Consider the following 21,707-nt stretch of genomic DNA (forward strand, 5'->3'; position numbering starts at 1 on the left):
CCGCACGGCCGCCCTTAGGCTGCGCCCGCGGGGAGGGCGAGGCGCGCTGTCGACCGCCGGTGGATCGGAGATGCACGGGGTATGGCCAGTCAACTGTTCGCGATCTGCTTCAACGCGACCCGGCCGTCGGGCCTCGCGCGGTTCTGGTCCGGTGTCCTGGGCTGGGAGTTGGCCGAGGGTCCGGAGGACGACGTCGCGATCCTGCCTCCTGATACCGCCGGGTTTCGCATCCGCTTCCTGCCGAGCCAGGAGCCGAGGACCGGCCAGAACCGGGCGCACTTCGACCTGACGAGCACATCCCCGGAGGATCAGCGGCGGACGGTGGCCAGGGCGCTGGAATTCGGCGGGAAACACATCGACGTGGGCCAACTCCCGGAAGAGGGGCATGTGGTGCTCGCCGATCCGGACGGCAACGAGTTCTGCGTGATCGAGGCGGGCAACAAGTTCCTCGCCGACACCGGCTTCATCGGAGCGCTGGCCTGCGACGGTACGCAGGAGGTCGGTTACTTCTGGAGCGAGGCGCTGCGATGGCCGCTGGTCTGGGACCAGGACCAGGAGACCGCGATCCAGTCACCGGACGGCGGTACGAAGATCACGTGGGGAGGTCCTCCGGTGGCGCCGAAGACGGGCACGAACAGGCTGTACTTCGAGCTGACGGTCCCCGCCGACGCCGATGCCGATGCCTCCTGGGAGGCGGAGGTCGACCGCCTGATCTCGCTCGGCGCGACGCGCAACGACGTCGGCGAGAGCGACGGCGTCCAGGCGCTGCTGCTCGACCCCGACGGCAACGAGTTCTCCGTACGGAGGCCCCGGTAGCCCGCGGCGATCATGCGGCTCGTGAGCGCGTCCGGCTAGCCGGGCTTGATGCTCGCGAGCTGTACGAGCAGCAGGACCAGCCGGTAGGCGTCGGCGAAGTCGGCTGCGGTGAAGGTGACCGTCCGGCCACCCTCGGCGCGCGAGACACCCGGCACGAGTACTGCCAGGTCAACCATGTAGGGGCCGTAGAGGTCGACCTCGACCTCGAGCGGTCCGGCGAGGGCGAGCGGCGCGACCCGCGCCCGCTGCTCGACAGCCACGGCGGCCGCCCGGCGCAGACGCTCTCGGGCTTCCTCAGGATGCAGTGCCACGGCGGCGGCCTGACCGAGGGCTTGTTTGACCGCGACGGTGACGGCCGAGGGCACCAGATCGCTCAGTTCGGCACAGGCGGTGTCATCGCCACTGAGCAGCACGACCGGCACGCCCGAATGCCCGGCCATGGCGGCGTTGAGACCGATCTCGCCCAGGGAACGTCCGTCTACGCGTACGTCCAGGATCGCGTCGCTCATGGTGTGTGCCAGCACGGCCGGGCCGCCGCCGGCTCGGGCGTGGTAGCCGACGAACATCACCGCGTCGGTGTGCTCGTCGAGCCCACCGAGCATGCCCATGGGGCGGGGTTTTCCGCGAACCAGCCGGGCCCGCCGGTCCAGTTCCTCCGGCAGCAGGTTACGGAAAGGCCCGTGCGCGTCGGCGACCCAGACCTCGGCCGCGGGCTCGGCGTCCAGGACGCCCGCGATCACGGCGTTCGCCTCGGCCGTCATCAGCGCGCGGCCTCGCTCGTAGTCGTAGCGTTCCGGATTCGTCTCGGCGGGATGCACGATCCCCGAGATGCCCTCCATGTCCACAGAGATCAGAACCTTCATAAGGCAGGGAGCCTATGCGCTGTACGTGCCGGCCGACAGTGCGCATCAGCCTCCTGACCTGGCCGCCCGGACCAAACGGAGTTGGTGTCAGCGCACCGTCCGGCCCCGGAGAATCACTCGCTTCGGTTGCCCGAGGACCCCGGGCTCCGCGGTTGGGTCCTGGCCGTACGCGACAAGGTCAGCGGGCGCCCCGTCGATGAGACCGGGCAGCCCGAGCCAGTCCCGTGCCGTCCACGAGGCGGCACCGATTGCTTCCTCGGCCGGCAGCCCCGCCCGCAGCAGCCGTTGGGACTCCGCGGCGACCGTGCCGCAGGGAAAGGTGTCCGTGCCGGCGAGGACGGTGACGCCCGCCTCGTGTGCCAGTCGCACGTTGTCGTTCATCCCCTGCCAGCCGTCGAGCCAGTTCGAGCGCCGCGTGCTCGATTCTCGGCCTCGCCAGACATCGGCACTCTCGGCGAACGCCGAGAGTGTCGGTACGTATGCGGTCCCCTGCCCGGCCATCAGGTCCAGGAGCGCCGGATCGAGGTGCATCCCGTGTTCGAGGCTGTCCGCCCCGGCCAGAACGGCGTTCCGCGAGCCCTCGGCGGTCTGGCAGTGAACGGCGACCCGCCCACCGACGGAGTGCACCGCCGCCACGGTCGCCTTCAGCACATCCAACGGGACTGCCGGCTCGTCCCACTTCCAGTCACCGATGACCTTGCACCAGCCCGACGCGGCTGTGGCCTCCTCGACCGCTGCCCCTGCCAGTTCGTCCTCACCGACATCCCGGCCCGCACCGGGAAAGAACCGACCGGGCGTCGCCAGCCACCTCCCCGCCGAGCGCACCCGCGGCAGGTCGGGCTCCCTGTCGACCCAGCCGGGCATCCGCTGCGCGGTTCCCGGAGTGCGCACCAACAGCACACCCGCGTCCCGGTGCGCCGACAGATGCTTGCGCAACAGCGTCTCGTCGAACCGGTCGTCCGGGCTCTCCGTCCCGGGATGCGTGTGGACGTCGACGAGACCCGGCAGCAGCCATCCGCCGTTCACCACGGTCTCCACCTGTTCGGCCGCCGCCCTGGCAGGCGGCTCGGTTCGCAACCGCTCTCCGTCGACCCAGAACGTGCGTTCCTCGCGCTCGGGCAGGACGACACCGCGTATTCGCATGATCATGGCCTCGAACCTAACGCGATACAGGCGAGCCCGGCCCTCACCGAGCATCGGATCGAGTCGTTGCCCTCAAGAGCGGACCTTGTCAGATCTCGTCGCGCGCCAGTGCCAGCAGCCGGTCGAGGACCCGTGGGCCCGAGGCGCGGACGCCGTCGTGCTCGTACTCGTCGGTGACCCAGGTGCGCAGCCCCCGGATACCGCGTGCCGTCTCGAGGCTGTGGGCGGTGTCGACGTACATGTCGTCGTGGTAGACGGCGGCGGCGACCGGGACCTCGTTGGCGGCCAGCCGGTCGGGGTCGTACAGCGCGGGCCAGTCCTTGCGGGCGGCCAGCAGCTCAGCCGTCTCGCGCAGCGGGCGCAGCGCCGGGTCGGCGGTGAAGTGCCAGGGGTGGATGGACTCGCCGGTGAACAGCAGCGGCGTGTCACCTGCCAGGGTCCGCGCCGCGTCGAAGCGGGGGAACTCCGCGCGTACCCGCTCGGCCGACCAGGCGGTGGGCCGGTCGTCCTGGGCGTAGATCGCCTCGTGGACGAGTGCGTACAGCGGGTGTCCGGCGAACGAGAGCTGGGCGGCGACGTTCTCCTGGAAGGTGTCGGAGAGTTCGTGGCCGCCGGGGGTGGTGACGAAGGCGTTCTCCAGCAGGTAGTGCAGTTGGTGGGTGCCGTCGCCGACGCCGAGGAGGATGCCGAGGGACTGGAACGCCTCGGGCGTGAGGGTGTAGCCGTTCGGCAGGACGGGGTGGTGCTCGGCGATGTGTCCGACGATCCGCCGGGCCTGTTCGACGTCCTGCGGATAGCGGGCGTAGTGGGCGGCGACCTTGAGTTCGATGCGCGGATAGGCGGCGCGGTAGACGTCGTCGGGCCCGCCGTCGAGCGTGGGCAGACCGCCGGTGATCAGTACGGCACGCAGGCCCTCGGGCGCGGCGGAGAGATAGCGGACGGCGCAGAAGCCGCCGAAGCTCTGGCCGAGCAGGGTCCACGGGGCGCCGCCGGTGAGCTGGGACCTGACGACCTCGCAGTCCCGCACGATGTTGTCGGACCTGAAGTGGGCGAGGTAGTCGGCCTGTTGCCGGGCGTCGCCGCGCGCGGGGAGCGTCTGGCGGTTGGCGGGCGTGGAGAGGCCGGTGCCGCGCTGGTCGAGGTGGAGCACCCGGAAGTCCTCCAGCGCACGCCCGAGCCATGCCTGCCGGCCGATGAAGCGGCGGGCACCGAAGCCGGGTCCGCCTTCCAGATAGACGAGCCACGGCAGGTCGGCGTCGGCCTTCGCGGTGGCCACGGCCTCGCGGCCGTACAGCTCCAGGCGCTCCCCCGAGGGGTTCGCGTGGTCGAGCGGGACCGAGAAGTGGTGGTCGGTGAGGGTGACGCCGGGCTGGCGGTAGCTGGTCAAAGGTCCTCCTGATTCGGTGCGCGACCGTTCAGCCGCGGCCCGTGTGCGAACGTCCCCGCTCGCTTCTAGCGTGAGCGCATGATCCGGTTCGAGCGGGTGAGCAAGGTCTACCCGGACGGTACGGCAGCCGTCGACGACCTGTCCTTCGAGGTCGGCGAAGGCGAGCTGGTGACCCTGGTCGGCCCGTCCGGCTGCGGCAAGACAACCACGATGATGATGGTGAACCGGCTGATCGAGCCGACCTCGGGGCGCATCCTCGTGGCCGGGGACGACATCTCCACGGTGGACCCGGTGAGGCTGCGCCGCCGTATCGGCTATGTCATCCAGCAGGTGGGGCTCTTTCCGCACCGCACCGTTCTGGACAACACCGCGACGGTGCCCGCCCTGATCGGCTGGAAGCGGGCGAAGGCGCGCGAACGGGCCGCCGAGCTGCTGGATCTGGTGGGGCTCGACCCGAAGCTGTACGGGCCGCGTTACCCGGCGCAGTTGTCGGGCGGGCAGCGCCAGCGGGTGGGTGTGGCACGCGCGCTGGCCGCCGATCCGCCGGTGCTGCTGATGGACGAGCCGTTCGGCGCGGTGGACCCGGTGGTGCGCGAGCGCCTCCAGAACGAGTTCCTGAAGCTTCAGGCGACCGTCCGCAAGACGGTGCTCATGGTCACGCACGACATCGAGGAGGCGGTGCGGATGGGCAATCGCATCGCGGTGTACGGGCAGGGGCGTGTCGAGCAGTACGACACCCCGGCCGCCGTGCTCGGCAGACCGGCCACCCCGTACGTCGCCGAGTTCGTCGGCGCCGACCGGGGGCTGAAACGGCTGTCGGTCACCACGATCGAGGCGGCCGACCTGGAACAGCCGCCGGTGGCGCGGCTCCACGAGCCGGCGGCGGACGCGGCGGAGCGGCTGCGCGAGGGGGGCGCGCGCTGGGCGGTGGTGCTCAACGGCGGGGGCGAGCTGCACGGCTGGGTGTCGGCGGAGGCGCTGGAGTGCGCGGGCGGGCGCGGCACGGTGGGTGACACGGCGCGCCGTATGGAGGCCTGGGTGCCGGTCGGGGCGCCGCTGAAGCGGGCGTTCAGCGAGATGCTTCAGCATGACGCGGGGTGGGTGGCGGTGGTGGACGGTTCACGGTTCGCGGGTGTGCTGACGCCGGCGAAGCTGCACGAGGCGCTGCGCCGGTCGGTCGACGCGGACGCGCACGGGATCGCGCGCGGCGAGGTCGAGTTCGACTCGGTGGCGGACGCGTAGGACCTGCCCGGACCGCCGGGCGGGGTACGTGGGACGTACCCCGCCCGGCGACGGTGGGTCAGCCGCGCGCCACGGCGATCGAGCCCTGGAGCCGTTCGCCCGCCTCATAGACCATGTACGGCACCCCCCGGTCGGTACCGAAGGAGGGTGCGGCGCTGCGCCCGTTGTCGGGCGCGCTGTTGGCCGAGTCGTAGAAGAGGCCGAGATGGTTGCGGCGGCTGAAGTCGTTGCCGATCTCGGTGATCAGCAGATTGCCGCCGTTCTCCTTGCTGGTGTTGTAGACGACGTACGTGCTGCCGTTTCGGCTCAGCAGGTGTGGGCCGCCGATGTTGTTCGCGCCGACGTCGGAGTGACGGACGAGCGGCGTCTGGTCGAACGTCCAGTTGCGGCCGTCGCTCGACCAACCCCAGGCGATGTCACGGTGGTTGGACGTGTTGTTGAGCATGAAGAGCATCACGTAGTGCGCGCCGCGCGAGGGCAGTTCGTGCGGGAACACGCGGGCGTACGAGGTCTCGGTGCTGCCCGCGGGCATCATCGCGGTGGTGAGGACCACCTTGTCGTACGTGAAGGTGATCCCGTCCTTGGAACGGGCGAGGCGGGTCGTGCCGTTCTCGCCGTGGAAGTAGAGCCACAGCTCCTTGAGGTCCGCCCGCCAGATGACGTGCGGCGAGGCGACGTGGCTGACCTTGTAGTGCGGCTGCCAGTTGTTGGAGACGATCGGGTTGGCGGTGTACTCGGTGAACGGCCCTTCCAGCGAGTCGCCGTAGGCCAGGCAGATACCGCCGGGCGCGTCGTGCGGACCGTAGTAGAGGTAGTAACGGCCCAGCGGATTGGCCAGCTTGTCGTAGACGCCCCGGATGCACGGGAAGATGATCTCGCCGGTGGGGTTGTACTTGAGCTGAGACGGCGTCAGAAGGGTCTTCAGATAACGGTAGTTCGGGAATCCGCCGGGCGCCGCCGCCAGAGCGGGGGCGGGGGCGGCTCCGACGGGCGCCGCGGCCACGCTGCCCGCCGCGGCGCCGGTGGCCGCCACTCCGGACGCCACCGCGGCGGTGGCCGCCGCCGCGCGCAGGAATATCCGCCGGCCGGGGTTCCGCGGCTCATCGCCCGCGTGCCGCGGCCCGTTGTCGCCGTACTGACTCATGTCGTGCTGTGTCATGTCGTTCTCCGTCCCGGGAGTGAGAGATCACAGATAGGTGGCGGCGGTGACGCAGAATCCGCCCAGGGCGACGGCCCAGACGTACGGCAGGGTCCGCAGCATCACCTGCTGCGGTGTGACCCCCGCGTACTGGGCGCTCCATACGGTCTGGGTGCTGGTCGGGTCCGACACACCGAAGACCTGGTTGTACGAGGTGGCAAGCCCCAGAACCGCGACGGCCGGGTAGATGCCGGCGGCGATGAGGACACCGGCGATTCCGGCGCCGAGGCCGAAGACGTTCAGCGGCCCCCGGTAGAGGCAGAGCGGCACGAGCAGGGTGAAGACCACGACGAACAGCACCGGGTTCTGCGGGCTGACCGCCTTGATCAACGGCTCCAGCGCCTCCACCGCGCCGGGCAGCTTCACCGCGGCGAGCAGGATGCCGATGGCGATGAACAGTACGATCGGCGCCGCCGCGATCTCGAAGCCGCCGTACAGGGTGCGCAGCAGCCGCTTGTTCATCTCGCCCGGCCGGGTAGTGGTGAACAGCGCGTACAGGACACCGGCCAGCATCGACGGCAGGATCGGGATCTCGAAGCCGAGGGCGAGTACCAGCGGTACGAGCGGGGTGAGCAGCGCGTACCACGGTGCGTCGCCGAGCTGCTTGCGGCGTGAAGTGGGCTTCGCGGACGCGGACTTGAGCGACCACGCGTGTTCGACGCCGCGTCGCCGCGTCTCGATGAGGACGAAGAGGACGGCGGCGGCCAGCGCGAACGGGAACAGCTTCAGCATGAAGCCGCGCACCGTGTCGACGGGCAGTTCGAGCGCGGTCGAGAAGAACTGCCAGATGGGCAGTTCGAAGGGCATGCCCGCGGCGATGCCCATCAGGATCGTGCCGGCGGCGGTGACCTTGGGGATGCCGACGGCGACCATGGCGGGGATGCCGATGATGCCGGCGAGCATCGCGGCGGGTGCCGAGCCCGTGACCGTACCGACGAGGGTGGAGACACCGAGGACTCCGAGGGCGACCACGACCGGGCGGTCGCCGCCGAACTCGACGATCTTGCGGACGAGGGTGCCCGCGATGCCGGTCTCGTCGAGGAGTTTGCCGAGCCAGGAGCCCAGCAGGATCGCGATCATCGTGGCGGCGAGGGCCGGCGCGCCCTCCTGGATGACCGTGCCCAGGACGCTGTTCTCGCCGGTCAGCGGTGCGCCCGCGAGGAAGGCGATGGCGACGGCCAGGATGACGAGGGCGAAGGCGGTGGGGAGTCTGCGGGTGAGCATCGCGGCGACACCGGCCGCCATGACAAGAAGGATGACGACGCCCATGGCGTTACTTCTTTCTTCCGTGCGGGGGCCTGTGCGGGGCCCCGTGCTGCGGTTCGGCCACGGCGGCGAGGGCGGCCGTCAGCATGAGCGGGCTGCGGCCGAGGCCGCAGACGGTGCGGGCGTAGGCGTGGGCGGCGATCTCGTCGGCGCCCGCGACATGGCCGTAGAGGCGGTGGCGTCCCGCGCGCAGCACGACATGGTCGAGTGACCGTTTCAGGGCCGCCTTCGCCGGGCCGTGGTGGAGCTGTTCGTGCACGGCCTCGTGGGCGATCGCCGCCGCCCGTACCGAACCGGCGGGATACCAGTGGCGCCAGCCGAGGCGGTCGATCAACTCCTCGGCGAGGGCCAGGGTGTCGGTGAACAGTTCGACGGTCGGGACCGGCCGGGAGGTGTAGCGGGCGAGGAGGCCCTTCGCCAGGCCGTCGCCGCTCTCCACGACGCGGGCCGTGCCGGCGATGGGCTCGGGTCCGAGAGCGAGCGCGGCGCCGAACTCGTCGGCGGTACGCGCCCATCGGCGCAGCCGCTCCGGGTCGCGGCCCTCGTGCGTGGGGGTGTTCGCGAGCAGCCGGACGCCGAACTCGATGTCGTCGGTCGCCACGAGCGCGTCGAGTTCTTCGAGCGTCCGCCGCGGGGTGCGGTCGAGCAGGGAGGCGGTCATGACCGCACCTCCAGGACGGCGACGACCGGTTCGTCGGCGGCGCGTGCGCGCAGTTCGCTGCGGGCGAGCGCCAGCAGGGGCTGCGGGTCGAGTACGCCGGAGAGGTCGGCGATCCGGGAGCCGAGGAGGAGCCGCAGAGCGGGGGCGCGGACACCGCCGTCGCCGTACGACGTGGCCTCCTTCACCAGCCCGGCGAGGACTTCGGGCGCCCGGCCGACGGTCGTGATCTCGACATGGGCGTCCGGCGCGTGGAGCCGTACGACCCCGTCGGCGTCCACGACCCGTACCGGGTGACGGTCCGCGCGGAACCGCCGGTGCACATCGGTGCCGTACACGGTGTGCGCGGGGGTGCCCGCGAGCACGCGCACCGACGCCGGGTCGGTCTTGAGGCTGTCGGCGGCGGCGCGCAGCCGGTCGGCGTCATCCGCCCGGTGGGCGCGGTCCTGTGTCCGCAGCTCGGTGGCGCCGGTCGCGACGGCCCGCACGGTGCTGGTCTGCGGGTCGACGGTGACCTCCACCTCGACACCGTCGGCGGCGGCGCCCTGTGCGACGACGGCGGCCTCGGCCTCGGCCCGTACGGCGAGGATCTGTTCCTGCCCGGCGCCGGGGATGATGCGTTCGACCTGCTCGCGGATGAGAGCGAGGGCGACACCGATGGGGCTGATGACCTCGTTGTGACGGGCGATCCTGCCCTCCTGGCCGGAGACGGCCGCGAGGTGCGGGGTGACGGCTGCCGCGCCTCCGCCGCCGCCGACGAGTACGGCGGTGTCCTTGTCGATGCGGTAGTCGCGGATCATCGCGTCGACCACGGACTTCACCTGGTCGGTGCCGGCGTCGAGGACGCGGGCCGCCGCCGTGGCGACGTCCGTGCCGAGTGTCGCCGCCAGGGGCTCGATCGCGGCCTTCGCCACGGCCGGGTCGCAGTGCGCGAAGTCCCCTTCGGGGACCCGGCCGAGCGCGTTGGCCGCGCACGTCATGGTGATCGCGAAGCGTCCGCCGGCGGCGTCGAGCACCGCGTAGTCGGCGGGGTCGTCGTCCATGGGCCGGATCGTGGTGACCTTCGCGTCCCGCAGGTCGTCGAGTGTCGCGTAACAGGCGTACGGCAGCCCGGCGATGTGCGCGCTGCGCGGTCCGGCGCCGGTGACCTTGCCCCCGCCGATCCGGACCATGGAGCCGCCGCCGACACCGACGGTCCGTACGTCGAGCGCCGACAGGTACGACGTCTTGCCGAGGATGGTGGCGTGCCGGACGGCGACCTTGCCGCGCCGTACGACACTGATGTCGGTGGACGTGCCGCCGGTCTCCAGGAACAGGCCCTCGCTGATGCGCTCCTGCATGAGCGCCCCGGCGACACCCGCCGCCGGACCGGACAGCACGGTGAGCAGCGGCCTGCGCCGCATCTCGTCCAGCGACATCACTCCCCCGTCGCAGCGCATCACCATCAGCGGCGCGCTCACGCCCGCCTTGATGATGGAGGCGTCGACGAGGTCGGCCGTGGCGAGCATGCGGGGCAGGATCGCGGCGTTCACGACGGCGGTCCGGGTGCGCTTGTGGAGCCCGTAGAGCGAGGTGATCTCGTGCGCGGCGGTGGTGGGCAGCCCCCGCTCCCTGGCCGCGGCGACGACCGCGTCCTCGCCCTCGGGGCGGTCGACGCTGAACGGCTGGCTGGTGACAACGACTTGGGCGCCTTCTTGGACGACCGCGTCGACGGCGGCGCGTACGGCGGGCGCGTCGTCCGGGTCGGCGACATGGGCGTAGGCGAGGGGAAGCCGCTTGCCGGGGGTGAGTTCGAGCTTCCGGAAAGCGGCGAGCCTACGGGTGAACGCGGCGCTCGGACCGGCGCCGATGCCGATCAGACCGACGGTGGCGACGTCGCCCTCCAGCAGGGCGTTGGTAGCCTGGGTCGTGCCGTGGGCCAGGAAGGCCACGTCCTTCGGGGCGTGTCCGGTCTGCTCCAGCAGGCGGTCGAGAGCTTCGACGATGCCGTGGGCGACGCCGTCCTCGTGATGGTGGCTGGTGGGGACCTTCACCTGCCCCAGAAGTCGCAGGGTCGTGGCGTCTACGGCCACGGCGTCGGTGAAGGTTCCGCCCACGTCGATGCCGACGCGGATGCGGTGGGTGTTCATGGCTTGGGCACCTCCTTGTGCAGGGTGGGCATGGCGCGGGCGGTGAGGCCGGGCGGGGCAGGTGGAGCTGCTCCTGCCCGGCTGTCCGCCGCCGTTGTCGTTCTCTCGATACGTGTGTCGAGGGGTGTGTCGTGCGGTCTCAGTAGCCGCGTACGTCCGGCCAGTGGCGCTGAACTCCTTCGCGGTCGAGCAGCCGGGCGAATTGGTCGAACCGCTTGTCCTCGGCCTGGACCTGGTGCGGTTCGACGCCCTCGGCGACGCAGTGCGCGGCCAGTGCGCCCGCGACCTCGCCGATGTTCCATTCCACCGGGTGGAGCCGGTAGCAGCCGTTGGTGATGTGGGTGGTGCCGATGTTCTTTCCGGCGGGCAGCAGATTGCGGACGCGGCGCGGCACGAGCGCGCCGAGGGGGATCTCGAAGGGCACCGAACCGATGTCGATGTAGTTGTCGCCGCCCGTCGAGGGGTGCAGGTCGATGCGGTAGTTGCCGACGCCGACGGAGTCCCGGTAGCGGGTGCCGCCGTAGGGTCCGACGATGTCGATCGCGACGTCGTGCTCGGTGACGGTGGTGACCGCCTTGATACGGCGCGACTCGCGTACGTACGGCGCCTTCGCCAGCCCGTCGGACGTGCCGGTGACGTCGGGACGCAGCCGCAGCCCGGGGAATCCCTTGCCGCCGTCGGCGCGCGGCGCCTCGGTCTGGAGCCAGTACAGGACCGACAGCGACAGTTGCCGTGCCTCGGCGAGCGCGGCGGCCGACGTCTCCTCGCCGTCCCCGATCAGGGGCTTCAGCCAGTAGTCGTTCAGGGGCCAGTTGACGAGCGTGATGTCGGAGTCGAACGCGCCGGGCCGGTGCAGCTTGCGGGCGAGGATCCGGCGGAAGCCGAACAGTTCCTTGTCGCCCGCGTCGGCGGACTGGTCGGCGGTGACGTCGAGCGGGTCGAGGTCCGGGTTGGGGACGAAGGTGCGCGGTACGGCCTCCAGGGTGCGGGGGTCCGGCGCGAGGAAACCGAGCAGCGGTCCGGGCCAGAAGTCCGGCTGGTAGGTGCGCCAGAAGTCGTAGTCGGCCGGTCGCTCGATGGTGTGGTCCTCGCCCTCGTGGTGGGAGAGCGCGAAACACACCGTGATGCCTTGCTGGTTGAGGGGCTGTGCCTCGTCGGGGGCGTGCGGCTCGTCGAACTCGCTCCGTGCCTCGGCGCCGATCGCGTGCTCGACACCGGCGAGTTCGAGCAGTTCACCGGTCTCGGTCGCGTCGATGACGTAACGGGCGCCGATCGTACGGCGGCTGCCGTCGCGCAGATCGGTGAGCGTGACGGACCGTACGGTGTCGTCGTCGCCCGCCTCGGCGGCGACCGGGCGGTGCTCGGTCAGGAGCGTGAGCCGGCCGGACGAGCGGTGCTGGGCGAGCATCGCCTCCATCACCGCGAGGGCGACGCGCGGTTCGTGGCAGAGCTTGCTGACGCGGCCCGCGCCCGGGTTGAGGTCGGTGAGGGCCAGCGCCTCGGAGCGCAGCGGGTACCACTGTCGGTAGTGGTCCCTGATGGACTCGCGCAGGGTGCGGTACGAGGCGGTGGTGCCGAACTGCTCGACCCACGGGTGCTCGTCCGGCGGGACGGCCTGGGAGGTGAGCTGGCCGCCGATCCAGTCCGTCTCCTCGGTGAGGACGACGGTGCGTCCGGCACGGCAGGCGGCGAGGGCGGCGGCCACGCCGCCGAGCCCGGAGCCCACGATGAGGATGTCGGGTGCGGATGTCACGGGTCTCCTTGAATTGCTGTGTGGTTCTTGGTGCGGTCGGGTCAGGGGTGGGCGGGTGGTGGTCCCGCCGTCGTGCCGGGCCTGAAGGCGCAGGCCACGAGCGGTTCCGTGGCCTGCTCCCCCGCGACCAGCGCGGCGAGCATCCGCACGGCGGCGGCGCCCAACTGCGGGCGGGGGATGTCGAATCCGGTGGGCGTCGGCCCGTCCGACAGATCCGGCGGCGGGCTGCCGAGCAGGGCGAGCGAGGCGTCGCGCGGGCAGTCGATGCCGACGAAGTGCGCGGCGCCGTGCAGCGCGCGCCAGGCGTCGCCGGTGTCGGTCTCCTCGGCGACGAACGCGGTCACGCCGTCGTCGAGCCAGCCGCGCAGCCGTGCGGCGGTGAGGTCGTGCTCCGGGTCGGCGGAGCGGAAGACGGCGTCCGGGCCGCCGGGCAGCCCCGCCTCCTCCAGTCCCTTGAGGAAGCCGTGCTCACGGTCGGTGGACGCGGGGGCGTCGTCGTCCTCCCGTACGAGCACGATCCGCCGGTGGCCGAGCGCGGCGAGGTGCGCGACGACCTCCTGGCTGGCGCTGACGTAGTCGGCGCCGACCCAGGCCAGCCCCTCCAGCTCGTCCCGGCGGCCGAGGTGGACCACGGGGAAACCGTCGGCGACCAGCCGCAGCAGTTCGTCGGCGGGCGCGTGGCGGCCGAGGAAGAGGCAGCCGTCGGCGAGCCGTACACGGCCCAGGGCGTGCGGTCCGGCGGCCCCCGCGCCGCCCGTGCTGGAGCCGGTGAAGAGCACCAGGTCGTAGCCGCGTGCCGCCGCTTCCTGCTCGACGCCGACGAGGAACGGGTAGTACGAGTGCTGCACGTCGGTCGGGAAGGTGGACGTGAAGCTGAAGACCCCGAGCAGGTTGTTGCGCGCGGCGGCCAGCCGGCTCGCCGCCGGGTCGGGGACGTATCCGAGGATCCGTACCGCGTCGAGCACCTTGCGCCGGGTCTCCTCGGAGATCGTGGCGCCCTGCTTCCGCGCCCCGAGCACCAGCGAGACCGTGGCTTGCGAGACCCCGGCGAGTCTGGCGACCTCGGCCTGGCGCGGCCGTGACGTCCGGCCCGCGGGTGCGGGGGTCCGGCCCGGCCGGGCCCGCTTCCTGGGTTCCTCCACCGTGTTCCTCCGGATCGTTAATGCGTATTAGTAATGCGCATTAGCGAGTACTGTGGACCTTCGGGCGGCGCCGGTCAATAGATCGAGCAGGACTTCTTTCGCACACCCTTCCGACTCGCCTCGGGAGTCTCCCCGGCTCCGCTCCGCCTTTCCTTCGGCCCTTCTGCGACCGTCAGGCGGGCCGTACGGTGTGATCGTCCGCCCGCGAAACCAGAGGTGATCCCGCACATGGCCCTGTTCGATCTGCCCCTCGACGAGCTACGGAGCTACCGCAGCCGGTCCGTGGAACCGGCCGACTTCGACGCCTTCTGGGCGACGACACTCGCCGAGGCCCGCACCCACGATCTGGACGCCCGCTTCGAACCTGTCGCGACGGGGCTGTCGACCGTGGAGGTGTACGACGTGACCTTCGCCGGCTTCGGCGGCCACCCGGTCAAGGGCTGGTTCGTCGTGCCTGCCGGGACGCGTGAACCGCTGCCCGTGGTGGTCGAGTTCGTCGGTTACGGCGGCGGGCGCGGAATGCCGTTCGCCCGGCTGCTCTGGGCGTCCGCCGGCTTCGCGTACTTCGTGATGGACACACGGGGGCAGGGAGCGGCGTGGGGCGGCGGCGACACCCCCGACCCGGTGGGCAGCGCGTCGGCGTTCCCCGGTTTCCTGACCCGGGGCATCGAGGATCCGTACGAGTTCTACTACCGCCGCGTCTTCACGGACGCGGTCCGCGCGGTGGAGGCCGCCCGCTCGCATCCGCTCGCCGACGCCTCCCGCACGGCCGCGATCGGCCGCAGTCAGGGCGGCGGGATCACGCTGGCCGTGGCAGGGCTGATACCGGACCTGGTGGCGATCTCCCCCGATGTGCCGTTCCTCTGCGACTTCCCACGGGCGACGACGCTCACCGACAGGGACCCGTACCGCGAGGTGGGCAAGTACCTCAACACCTACCGCCGCCGGGGCGAGCAGGTCCGGCGGACGCTGAGCTACTTCGACGGGGTGCATTTCGCGGCGCGGGGCCGGGCGCCAGCGCTGTTCTCGGCGGCTCTGGAGGACCAGACCTGTCCGCCGTCGACGGTGTTCGGGGCCTTCAACGTCTATCCGCACGAGGACCGGACGATCGAGGTGTACGAGTTCAACGGCCACGAGGGGGGTCAGGCGTACCAGGAGGAGGTCCAACTGGGCTGGCTGCCAAGTCGTCTGACGGCCTGACGGCTCAGCAGGACCTCACCCGGCGGGAATCAGTCTCTCCCTCTTGAGATAGTTCTCGGCGACGTCCTCCGGCAGCCGCCGCCAGCTGTCGACCTGCTCGTTCATCGACGCCAGATCCTCGGTCGTCAGCACGGTGTTGAGCTTGTCGAGCGCGTTGCGTACGCGCTCGCCGCCCGCCCGGGACCGGTTGACGACGGGCACGATGTGGTCGGCGTTCTGGAGGTGCTTGTCGTCGGTGAGGACGACGAGCCCGAATTCGGCGAGCGTCCCGTCGGTGGTCGTGGTGACCACCATCTGGTCCTGCCCGCTCTGCACGGCCCGCTTGGACGGTGTGGTGCCCACGCCCTTGGGGTCGATTGAGGTGATACGGATGCCGTACGTCTTCTTCAACCCCGGTGCGCAGTAAGGGCGTCGCACGCACTCGTCGCCCGCGGCCAGCCGTACGGAGAGCTTGGCGCGCCCGAGGTCGGTGAGCGTCCTGAGCCGGTGCTTCCTCGCGTACGCGGCGCTGACCGCGTACGCGTTCTGGTCGACGGCGCGGCCCGGCTTCAGCACGTCGAGCCCGCGCTTCGCGGCCAGTTCGCGCAGCGCCTTCATCGTGGTGTCCAGGTCCGGGGAGCCGACGGTCTTCGCGCCGGCGCCGTTGGCCTTGGCGTTCAGCCAGTCGGCGAAGGTGGCGGCGTACTCCGGCACGACGTCGATCTGGCCGCTCTCCAGGGCGGGTTCGTAGAGCTCGCGGTTGGTGACGGAGAGGATCCGGGTGCGGTAGCCCGCCCGGCCGAGGAGGATCGCGTACATCCGGGCGAGCAGGTCGCTCTCGGTGAAGCCGGCGGATCCGATGGTCAGGTCCTTGCTGTCGCCGGGTGACGCGGTGACCGTGCCCTGGTTCTCCAGGGACGGTCCGGTGGCGCAGGCCGCGGCGGTCGCGGTCAGCGCGAGGAGCGCGGCGACGGTCGGCGCGACGGGAGCGTTGAAGGCCGTCCGGTGCGGGCTCATCCGGTGTCGCCTCTCACCCATCGCGGGGCCAGCCGCTGTGCCACCTCGAAGACCGTTTCGACCAGGAGCGCGAACACCGCGACGAGCACGGCGCCCGCGACGACCATCGGCGTGGACGCCAGATTGAACCCCGCGGTGATGATCCTGCCGAGTCCGCCGCCTCCCACCAGCGCGGCGATCGTCGCGGTGGCCACGAGTTGGACGGCCGCGATCCGTACGCCGGTGAGGATCAGCGGTGCCGCCAGGGGCAGTTCGACCTGGCGCAGCAGTTGACTGCCCGTCATGCCCATTCCTCGCGCCGCCTGTACGACATCGGGGTCCACACCGCGCATCCCCACGTAGGCGTTGGTCAGCAGCGGTGGGACGGCGAAGAGGACGAGCGCGATGATCGTCGGCCACTGACCGTGCTGCCCGATCGGGGTGAGGAGCAGCAGGACCAGTACGGCGAAGGTGGGGACGGCCCGGCCGACGTTGGAGATGTTGACGGCCAGCGCACCGCCCTTGCCGAGATGGCCGAGGACGAGTGCGACGGGAAGCGCGACGGCGCAGCTGATGAGCAGGCAGACGACGGTGAGGAAGAGATGTTCGCCGAGGCGGTTCCAGATGCCGTCGGAGCCGGACCAGTGGGAAGCGCGGGTGAGCCAGGACCAGGCATCGGTGAGGGTGTTCACGCGCTTCGCTCCCCCGGCCGCCTCGTCCAGGGCGTGAGCACCCGCTGGATCGCGAGCAGCAGGAGGTCGGCGAGGATCGCGATGATCACGCAGAGGACGGACGCGGTGAGTACCTGCGCCTTGAAGAAGGTGTTCATCCCGGCGTAGATGAGATTGCCGAGTCCGCCGTGGCCGACGATCGCGCCGATGGTGACGAGGGAGACGGCCGAGACGGTGGCGATGCGCAGGCCCGCCATGGCGGCGGGCAGCGCCAGCGGCATCTCGACGGCGAGCAGCAGTCTGACCGGGCCGTATCCCATGCCGCGCGCCGCCTGCCGGGTCTCTTCGGGGACGGCGCGCAGCCCGGCCAGGATGTTCCGTACGAGCAGGGTGAGCGAGTAGAGGACGAGCCCGGCGACGACGAGCGACGCGGACAGCCCGTACACCGGCAGCAGCAGCGAGAACATCGCGAGCGACGGGATCGTGTAGAGCACGTTGGTGCTGCCGAGTACCGGGGCCGACGCCCAGCGCCATCGCCGGGCCGCGACCGCGAGCGGTACGGCGAGCGCGAGCCCGATGAGGACGGCGACGGCCGTCAGTTGGAGGTGCTGGAGTACGGCATCCCAGAGGATCCCCCGACGGCTGGTGAGATAGGCGCCGCAGATCCAGTCGTTGCGCGCGAGGCAGTCGTCGGGGGGTGCGGTCACCCGCCCATTCCAGCGCTGTTCCGGGGGTGTCGCGCGTGGGGTTGGCCCGTACGGGACCCACGCTCCGTGGCGGCGGCCGGTGCGCCGGAGGTCATTCGGGCGCGGCGTCCTCGGGTGTGCCGCGCGCCAGGCCGGCGAGTAGGTCGAGGGCGTCGGAGAGGGTGCGGTGGGAGGGGGTGCCGAGGGCGAGCCGGACGGCGTTCGGGGCGCGGCCGGTGCCGACGGTGAACGCGGCGCCTGGCGCGATGGCGATACCGAGACGGGCGGCGGCCGCGACGAAGGTCTCGGCGCGCCAGTGGTCGGGCAGCTCCCACCAGCAGTGGTAGCCCCGGGGATCGGCGCGCACGGTGAAGCCGGTCAGGCTCTCGGCCCTGATCCGCTGACGCTCCACCGCGTCGGCGCGCTTGGCCCTGCCGATGGTGGCGGCGGTGCCGTCGGCCATCCACTGCGTCGCGGCGTCGAGGGCGAACCGGCCCGCCGACCAGGCGCCCGAGCGCAGGGCGGAGGCCAGCCGTTGTTCGAACGCGGGCGGGGCCACGGCGAAGCCGAGCGTCAGGCCGGGCGCGAGCCGCTTGGACATGCTGTCCAGGACGATGGTGCGTTCGGGGGCGAGGGTGGCGAGCGGAGGCACGTCGTCGCGGAGGAATCCGTAGATGGCGTCCTCAATAACGTGCAGGTCCAACGCCCGCATCGTTTCCACGAGTTGAGCCCTGCGGTGGGGCGGAATCGTCATCCCCAGCGGGTTGTGGAGCGTGGGTTGCAGATAGACGGCCCGCAGCGGCGGGGCGTCAGCGAGGGCTTCGGGCAGGAGTCCGTCCTCGTCCATGGCGAGCGGGACGAGGGTGATGGCGAGGTGGGCGGCGATGCCCTTGACGACGGGGTAGGTGTACTCCTCCACACCGAGCCGTTCCCCGGCCGGAACACAGGCCGCGAGTGCCGCCGCGATCGCCTGGCGGCCGTTGCCCGCGAAGAGGATCCGCTCCGGTTCCGGCGTCCAGCCGGCGCGCGCGAGGAGGAGCGCGGCGGCCTCGCGGGCGGCGGCGGCCCCGGATCCGCCGAGCGGTCGCAGACTCGCGGCGAGCACGTCGGGGCGCTGGAGGCGCGCCATGCCGGCGGCGAGCATTTCCGCCTGCTCGGGCAGTACGGGGAAGTTGACCTCCAGATCGACCCTGGCCTCGCTGGGCTCCGTGAGCATCGGCTGCGGTCCGGGCGGGGCGGCGCGCACGAAGGTCCCCCGGCCCACCTCGCCGACGGCGAGTCCGCGCCGGATCAGCTCGCCGTAGACCCTGGCCGCCGTGGAGTCGGCGATGTCACGGCTCCGGGCGAACCGGCGTTGCGGTGGCAGCCGCTCGCCGGGACGCAGCCGGCCGGCCCGGATGTCGGCCGCGAGCTGGTCCGCGATCAGCCGGTAGTCCTCCATGACGATCCCTTCCGCTGCCGCCTGCGGCGGTACGACATTGCAACATTGCACCGAGATCAATTTCAATATTGCATCGAGATATTGCACCACTTAGCATCGAGAAAGCAAGCGGGACCGCACCGAGTCGAGCATCCGGGCCGAGCGACGGACGAAGGACGAAGGACACGCACATGAGCACCATGACGCTGCACGACATCACCGTCACGTACGACGACGCGGGCGGGAAAGCGGGCGGGAGAGGGGGCGGGGGCGAAAACAGCGAGGAGGTCCTGGTCCTCGTGCACGGCCACCCGTTCGACCGCTCGATGTGGCGCCCCCAGATCGAGACGTTCGCCGGCCCCGGACGACGGGTGATCGCCCCGGATCTGCGCGGCTACGGCGGGTCCACCGTCCTGCCCGGCAAGACGACACTCACCACTTTCGCGTGGGACATCGCCGCCCTGCTCGACCGGCTGGACGTCGACAGGGTGGTGCTGGGCGGACTGTCCATGGGCGGCCAGATCGTGCTGGAGTTCTACCGGCTGTTCCCCGATCGGGTCCGCGCCCTGGTGCTGGCCGACACCTTCGCCGCCGCCGAGACGGAGCAGGGCAAGGTGGCGCGCAACACGATGGCCGACCGGCTGCTGCGCGAGGGCATGGGCCCGTACGCGGATGAGGTGCTGACCAAGATGGTGGCGCCGCACAACGTCGAGGCCCTGCCCGCGGTGGCCGGGCACGTACGGGACATGATGCGCGGCGCACCGCCCGAGGGCGCGGCGGCGGCGCTGCGCGGCCGGGCCGAACGGCCCGACTACGTCAGCATGTTGGCGCGTGTCACGGTACCGGCGCTCGTCGTGGTGGGCAGCGAGGACGAGTTCACCCCGGTCGCCGACGCGCGGGTGATGAGCGACGGGATACCGGACGCGACGCTCGCCGTCGTCGAGGGCGCCGGGCACATGCCCAACCTGGAGCGGCGGGCGGAGTTCGACGCCGTGCTCGGCGCGTTCCTCGACTCCCTGCCGCCCATTACCTCCCGGGTAATCGACCAGGTCGGCGACTTCGAGAACCATCAGGGGGGTCAAGCCGCTTCCCCGAGGAGGAACCCATGAGTTCGTCGGATTCGTTCGGTGTCCCCGCCCCGCCCCGTACCTCCGCGCCCACCGATTCCACGGTCGTGCGCGGCGACACCGGTCTGCTGCGCCTGGCGCTGCGGCTCGACGCCGTGGCGACCGGAGCGGTGGGGGCGGCCGCGCTGATCGGCTGCGCCGCGCTCGACTCGGTACTGGGCCTGCCCGTCGCCTTCCTCGCCGGGATCGGGGCGTTCCTGGTGCTCTACGCGCTCTTCGTGGCACGGGTCGGTTCCGCGTCGGCCCCTGACCGAAAGGCGGTCTGGGCGGTGATCGGCAGCAATCTGGCGTGGTTCGCGCTCAGTGCCGTCATGGCCGCCGCCGGCTGGCTCGATCCGACCGGGCTGGGCACGGTGATGATCGTGGTCCAGGCGGTGGCGGTGCTGGGATTCGCCGACATCCAGCTTTTCGGGCTGCGCAAGGCGCGCACGTCACTGGCGTGAGCGGCCGGTCACGCGTCTGCGCGACGTGACCCCGTCGCGCAGACGGCCGCGCCTTTCTCTCCCGTCCCGCACGCCCCCGACATCCCTCCCCCGTCTCCTATGCTTTGGCCGCGTGCCACCAGGGGCCGCAGTCCGGGAATGGAGAGGCAGATGCTCAGCAAGCACGAAGCCGCCGAAGCCGTGCGCCAGGCGAAGGTGAGGACAGGGATCACCTGGGCCCAACTGGCCGAGGCCGTGGGCAAACCACTCGCCTGGACCACGGCCGCTCTGCTCGGACAGCATCCGATGGGGAATGACGAGGCCACCACGGCCGCGGCCCTCCTCGAACTCGGGGACGATGCCGCGCTCGCCTTCCAACTCCAGCCGTCACGTGGCGCGTTGGACGCGGCCGTACCGGTCGATCCGACGATCTACCGGCTGTACGAGGTCGTCCAGGTCTACGGTCCGACCATCAAGGAACTGATCCACGAGCAGTGCGGCGACGGCATCATGAGTGCCATCAACTTCCGCCTCGACGTCCGGCGCGTGCCCGACCCCGCCGGTGACCGCGTGGTGATCACGCTCGACGGAAAGTATCTGCCGTACCAGTGGTGACGGCCGGTGTCCGGGCACGCAGCGCCCGGGTGAACCAGTCGAGCACCGGCGTCAGGCTCTCCGGGGCCTGCCATCCGTTGATGACGGCGAGGAGTTGGAGGTAACGCTCCCTGCGCGGGTCGCCCGCCGCCACGAGCCGTGCGAGCAGCCGGTGCCGGAGGGCGGTGTCGTCGGGGCGGCCGAGAACGTCGGCGTAGTGGGCGGTGACCGAGGTGACGACCGGATCGGCCCGCGGTGAGTCCGGGTCGACACCGGCCGCCACCGCCGGGCCGGCCGCGTCGCGTACCACGGCGACCGGGTCACGGCGCGGCACTCCGCCGCCCGGGGCGTGTCCGCGAAGTCCCGCCCGGCCCGCGACGCCCGGCGCTGCGCGGTCCGCCGCGTCGTCCTCGACCAGCCGCCGCACGGCGGCGCGGAAGTCCGGGTCCTGGGACAGCTCCGCCAACTCCAGCCAGGCGTCGAGCTGTTCGGGCTCGGGACTGTCGGGCAGCTCGGGAGTCATCGAGCGCATGACACCCGCCGAGGCGGGGGCAGCGCCCAGGGCGCCGAAGACGGCGTCGAGGAAGTCGCCGACGAGGCGGCGCCGTTCGTCCTCGGAGAGTCCGGCCAGCTTGTGCATGAGTTCCGTCTCCTCAGGTGTGGATCCGCGTCTGGCCACCGCCATCAGCACCGCGTACCGCAGGCGCAGCACGCGGATCTGTACGGCCAGCGCCTCGGCGTGCGCCGCGGCGACGTCGGGCAGCGGGATCTTCCGGTCCACGACCTCGCGGATCGTGGGAAGGTCCAGTCCCAGTTCGCGCAGCGTCCGTACGAGGGCCAGGCGTGCCACGGCGTCGGAGCCGTAGAGGCGGTAGCCGGCCGGGCTGCGGCCGGCCGGCGGCACGATCCCGCGGTCGGAGTAAAACCTGATGGTCTTGACCGTCAGCCCGGTGCGCCGGGCCAGTTCGCCGATCGGGTGGAGCGCGTCGCCGTCCATGACCTCACCCTCCTGTCT

General features: G+C 71.4%; 20 protein-coding genes. 6 read left to right on the top strand and 14 right to left on the bottom strand.

Features of this window, described 5'->3' with window-relative positions:
• Nucleotides 1-81: 81 nt before the first annotated feature.
• Nucleotides 82-816, top strand: a complete 735-nt coding sequence (locus tag ACFWHU_RS15850; protein WP_387225271.1) for a VOC family protein — start codon at nucleotides 82-84, stop codon at nucleotides 814-816.
• Between the two features lie 35 nt (nucleotides 817-851).
• Here the strand turns inward: ACFWHU_RS15850 and ACFWHU_RS15855 are convergent, their stop codons facing one another.
• The 3 genes from ACFWHU_RS15855 to ACFWHU_RS15865 all read right to left on the bottom strand — a co-directional run bounded on the left by ACFWHU_RS15855 (nucleotide 852) and on the right by ACFWHU_RS15865 (nucleotide 4,209).
• Nucleotides 852-1,679: a M55 family metallopeptidase gene (locus ACFWHU_RS15855; RefSeq protein WP_387225272.1), complete on the bottom strand. Its 828-nt coding sequence runs from the start codon at nucleotides 1,677-1,679 to the stop codon at nucleotides 852-854.
• Between the two features lie 87 nt (nucleotides 1,680-1,766).
• On the bottom strand, nucleotides 1,767-2,828 hold the full coding sequence (locus ACFWHU_RS15860) for an amidohydrolase family protein (protein WP_387225273.1): 1,062 nt from the start codon (nucleotides 2,826-2,828) through the stop codon (nucleotides 1,767-1,769).
• A gap of 82 nt (nucleotides 2,829-2,910) precedes the next feature.
• Complete coding sequence (locus ACFWHU_RS15865; RefSeq protein WP_387225274.1) at nucleotides 2,911-4,209, bottom strand: alpha/beta fold hydrolase; 1,299 nt, start codon at nucleotides 4,207-4,209, stop codon at nucleotides 2,911-2,913.
• A gap of 78 nt (nucleotides 4,210-4,287) precedes the next feature.
• Between ACFWHU_RS15865 and ACFWHU_RS15870 the strand changes: the two genes are divergently transcribed.
• Nucleotides 4,288-5,451 carry a betaine/proline/choline family ABC transporter ATP-binding protein gene (locus ACFWHU_RS15870; RefSeq protein ID WP_387225275.1) on the top strand — a complete coding sequence of 388 codons (1,164 nt, stop codon included), beginning with the start codon at nucleotides 4,288-4,290 and terminating at the stop codon, nucleotides 5,449-5,451.
• 58 nt (nucleotides 5,452-5,509) lie between these two features.
• Here the strand turns inward: ACFWHU_RS15870 and ACFWHU_RS15875 are convergent, their stop codons facing one another.
• The 6 genes from ACFWHU_RS15875 to ACFWHU_RS15900 all read right to left on the bottom strand — a co-directional run bounded on the left by ACFWHU_RS15875 (nucleotide 5,510) and on the right by ACFWHU_RS15900 (nucleotide 13,597).
• Complete coding sequence (locus ACFWHU_RS15875; protein WP_387225401.1) at nucleotides 5,510-6,595, bottom strand: hypothetical protein; 1,086 nt, start codon at nucleotides 6,593-6,595, stop codon at nucleotides 5,510-5,512.
• A 42-nt stretch (nucleotides 6,596-6,637) separates the two neighbouring features.
• Nucleotides 6,638-7,918, bottom strand: coding sequence for a transporter (locus tag ACFWHU_RS15880; RefSeq protein WP_385798845.1), 1,281 nt, complete (start codon nucleotides 7,916-7,918; stop codon nucleotides 6,638-6,640).
• A 4-nt stretch (nucleotides 7,919-7,922) separates the two neighbouring features.
• A complete protein-coding gene (locus tag ACFWHU_RS15885; protein WP_385798843.1) occupies nucleotides 7,923-8,576 on the bottom strand; it encodes a hypothetical protein in 654 nt (217 codons plus the stop codon).
• Nucleotides 8,573-10,702: a hydantoinase/oxoprolinase family protein gene (locus ACFWHU_RS15890; protein WP_385798842.1), complete on the bottom strand. Its 2,130-nt coding sequence runs from the start codon at nucleotides 10,700-10,702 to the stop codon at nucleotides 8,573-8,575. Before ACFWHU_RS15890 ends, ACFWHU_RS15885 begins: the two co-directional genes overlap by 4 nt.
• A gap of 139 nt (nucleotides 10,703-10,841) precedes the next feature.
• Entirely contained in the window at nucleotides 10,842-12,455 is a 1,614-nt protein-coding gene (locus ACFWHU_RS15895; RefSeq protein WP_387225276.1) for an FAD-dependent oxidoreductase, read from the bottom strand.
• Between the two features lie 41 nt (nucleotides 12,456-12,496).
• The gene (locus ACFWHU_RS15900) at nucleotides 12,497-13,597 is read right to left on the bottom strand and encodes a LacI family DNA-binding transcriptional regulator (protein ID WP_385798838.1); all 1,101 of its coding nucleotides are present in this window, start codon (nucleotides 13,595-13,597) and stop codon (nucleotides 12,497-12,499) included.
• 228 nt (nucleotides 13,598-13,825) lie between these two features.
• Here ACFWHU_RS15900 and ACFWHU_RS15905 point away from each other — a divergent pair, with 228 nt between their 5' ends.
• On the top strand, nucleotides 13,826-14,797 hold the full coding sequence (locus tag ACFWHU_RS15905) for an acetylxylan esterase (protein WP_387225277.1): 972 nt from the start codon (nucleotides 13,826-13,828) through the stop codon (nucleotides 14,795-14,797).
• Nucleotides 14,798-14,812: 15 nt separating this feature from the next.
• On the opposite strand, the gene ACFWHU_RS15910 is transcribed toward ACFWHU_RS15905, so the two are convergent.
• The 4 genes from ACFWHU_RS15910 to ACFWHU_RS15925 all read right to left on the bottom strand — a co-directional run bounded on the left by ACFWHU_RS15910 (nucleotide 14,813) and on the right by ACFWHU_RS15925 (nucleotide 18,570).
• Nucleotides 14,813-15,793: an ABC transporter substrate-binding protein gene (locus ACFWHU_RS15910; RefSeq protein ID WP_387225278.1), complete on the bottom strand. Its 981-nt coding sequence runs from the start codon at nucleotides 15,791-15,793 to the stop codon at nucleotides 14,813-14,815.
• Nucleotides 15,790-16,464 (bottom strand): ABC transporter permease, encoded by a 675-nt coding sequence (locus tag ACFWHU_RS15915; RefSeq protein ID WP_387225279.1) that lies wholly within the window; start codon nucleotides 16,462-16,464, stop codon nucleotides 15,790-15,792. Before ACFWHU_RS15915 ends, ACFWHU_RS15910 begins: the two co-directional genes overlap by 4 nt.
• On the bottom strand, nucleotides 16,461-17,150 hold the full coding sequence (locus ACFWHU_RS15920; protein WP_387225280.1) for an ABC transporter permease: 690 nt from the start codon (nucleotides 17,148-17,150) through the stop codon (nucleotides 16,461-16,463). Before ACFWHU_RS15920 ends, ACFWHU_RS15915 begins: the two co-directional genes overlap by 4 nt.
• 91 nt (nucleotides 17,151-17,241) lie before the next feature.
• Complete coding sequence (locus ACFWHU_RS15925; RefSeq protein WP_387225281.1) at nucleotides 17,242-18,570, bottom strand: PLP-dependent aminotransferase family protein; 1,329 nt, start codon at nucleotides 18,568-18,570, stop codon at nucleotides 17,242-17,244.
• 170 nt (nucleotides 18,571-18,740) lie between these two features.
• Here ACFWHU_RS15925 and ACFWHU_RS15930 point away from each other — a divergent pair, with 170 nt between their 5' ends.
• The 3 genes from ACFWHU_RS15930 to cynS all read left to right on the top strand — a co-directional run bounded on the left by ACFWHU_RS15930 (nucleotide 18,741) and on the right by cynS (nucleotide 20,713).
• Nucleotides 18,741-19,658, top strand: coding sequence for an alpha/beta fold hydrolase (locus tag ACFWHU_RS15930; RefSeq protein ID WP_387225282.1), 918 nt, complete (start codon nucleotides 18,741-18,743; stop codon nucleotides 19,656-19,658).
• Nucleotides 19,655-20,119 (top strand): hypothetical protein, encoded by a 465-nt coding sequence (locus ACFWHU_RS15935; protein WP_387225283.1) that lies wholly within the window; start codon nucleotides 19,655-19,657, stop codon nucleotides 20,117-20,119. Before ACFWHU_RS15930 ends, ACFWHU_RS15935 begins: the two co-directional genes overlap by 4 nt.
• Before the next feature lie 150 nt (nucleotides 20,120-20,269).
• A complete protein-coding gene (cynS, locus tag ACFWHU_RS15940) occupies nucleotides 20,270-20,713 on the top strand; it encodes a cyanase (RefSeq protein WP_387225284.1) in 444 nt (147 codons plus the stop codon).
• Here the strand turns inward: cynS and ACFWHU_RS15945 are convergent.
• Nucleotides 20,676-21,689 carry a MerR family transcriptional regulator gene (locus tag ACFWHU_RS15945; protein WP_385798821.1) on the bottom strand — a complete coding sequence of 338 codons (1,014 nt, stop codon included), beginning with the start codon at nucleotides 21,687-21,689 and terminating at the stop codon, nucleotides 20,676-20,678. The two genes, cynS and ACFWHU_RS15945, sit on opposite strands and share 38 nt — an antisense overlap.
• Nucleotides 21,690-21,707 lie beyond the last annotated feature (18 nt).

This window comes from Streptomyces sp. NPDC060366 (assembly GCF_042725135.1).
Taxonomy (GTDB): domain Bacteria; phylum Actinomycetota; class Actinomycetes; order Streptomycetales; family Streptomycetaceae; genus Streptomyces.

Excerpts from the sequence above, each read along its gene's own strand:
- ACFWHU_RS15850 (WP_387225271.1), top strand. The coding sequence starts at position 82 with ATGGCCAGTCAACTGTTCGCGATCTGCTTCAACGCGACCCGGCCGTCG.
- ACFWHU_RS15855 (WP_387225272.1), bottom strand. The coding sequence starts at position 1,679 with ATGAAGGTTCTGATCTCTGTGGACATGGAGGGCATCTCGGGGATCGTG.
- ACFWHU_RS15860 (WP_387225273.1), bottom strand. The coding sequence starts at position 2,828 with ATGATCATGCGAATACGCGGTGTCGTCCTGCCCGAGCGCGAGGAACGC.
- ACFWHU_RS15870 (WP_387225275.1), top strand. The coding sequence starts at position 4,288 with ATGATCCGGTTCGAGCGGGTGAGCAAGGTCTACCCGGACGGTACGGCA.
- ACFWHU_RS15875 (WP_387225401.1), bottom strand. The coding sequence starts at position 6,595 with ATGAGTCAGTACGGCGACAACGGGCCGCGGCACGCGGGCGATGAGCCG.
- ACFWHU_RS15880 (WP_385798845.1), bottom strand. The coding sequence starts at position 7,918 with ATGGGCGTCGTCATCCTTCTTGTCATGGCGGCCGGTGTCGCCGCGATG.
- ACFWHU_RS15885 (WP_385798843.1), bottom strand. The coding sequence starts at position 8,576 with ATGACCGCCTCCCTGCTCGACCGCACCCCGCGGCGGACGCTCGAAGAA.
- ACFWHU_RS15890 (WP_385798842.1), bottom strand. The coding sequence starts at position 10,702 with ATGAACACCCACCGCATCCGCGTCGGCATCGACGTGGGCGGAACCTTC.
- ACFWHU_RS15905 (WP_387225277.1), top strand. The coding sequence starts at position 13,826 with ATGGCCCTGTTCGATCTGCCCCTCGACGAGCTACGGAGCTACCGCAGC.
- ACFWHU_RS15910 (WP_387225278.1), bottom strand. The coding sequence starts at position 15,793 with ATGAGCCCGCACCGGACGGCCTTCAACGCTCCCGTCGCGCCGACCGTC.
- ACFWHU_RS15925 (WP_387225281.1), bottom strand. The coding sequence starts at position 18,570 with ATGGAGGACTACCGGCTGATCGCGGACCAGCTCGCGGCCGACATCCGG.
- ACFWHU_RS15930 (WP_387225282.1), top strand. The coding sequence starts at position 18,741 with ATGAGCACCATGACGCTGCACGACATCACCGTCACGTACGACGACGCG.
- ACFWHU_RS15935 (WP_387225283.1), top strand. The coding sequence starts at position 19,655 with ATGAGTTCGTCGGATTCGTTCGGTGTCCCCGCCCCGCCCCGTACCTCC.
- cynS (WP_387225284.1), top strand. The coding sequence starts at position 20,270 with ATGCTCAGCAAGCACGAAGCCGCCGAAGCCGTGCGCCAGGCGAAGGTG.
- ACFWHU_RS15945 (WP_385798821.1), bottom strand. The coding sequence starts at position 21,689 with ATGGACGGCGACGCGCTCCACCCGATCGGCGAACTGGCCCGGCGCACC.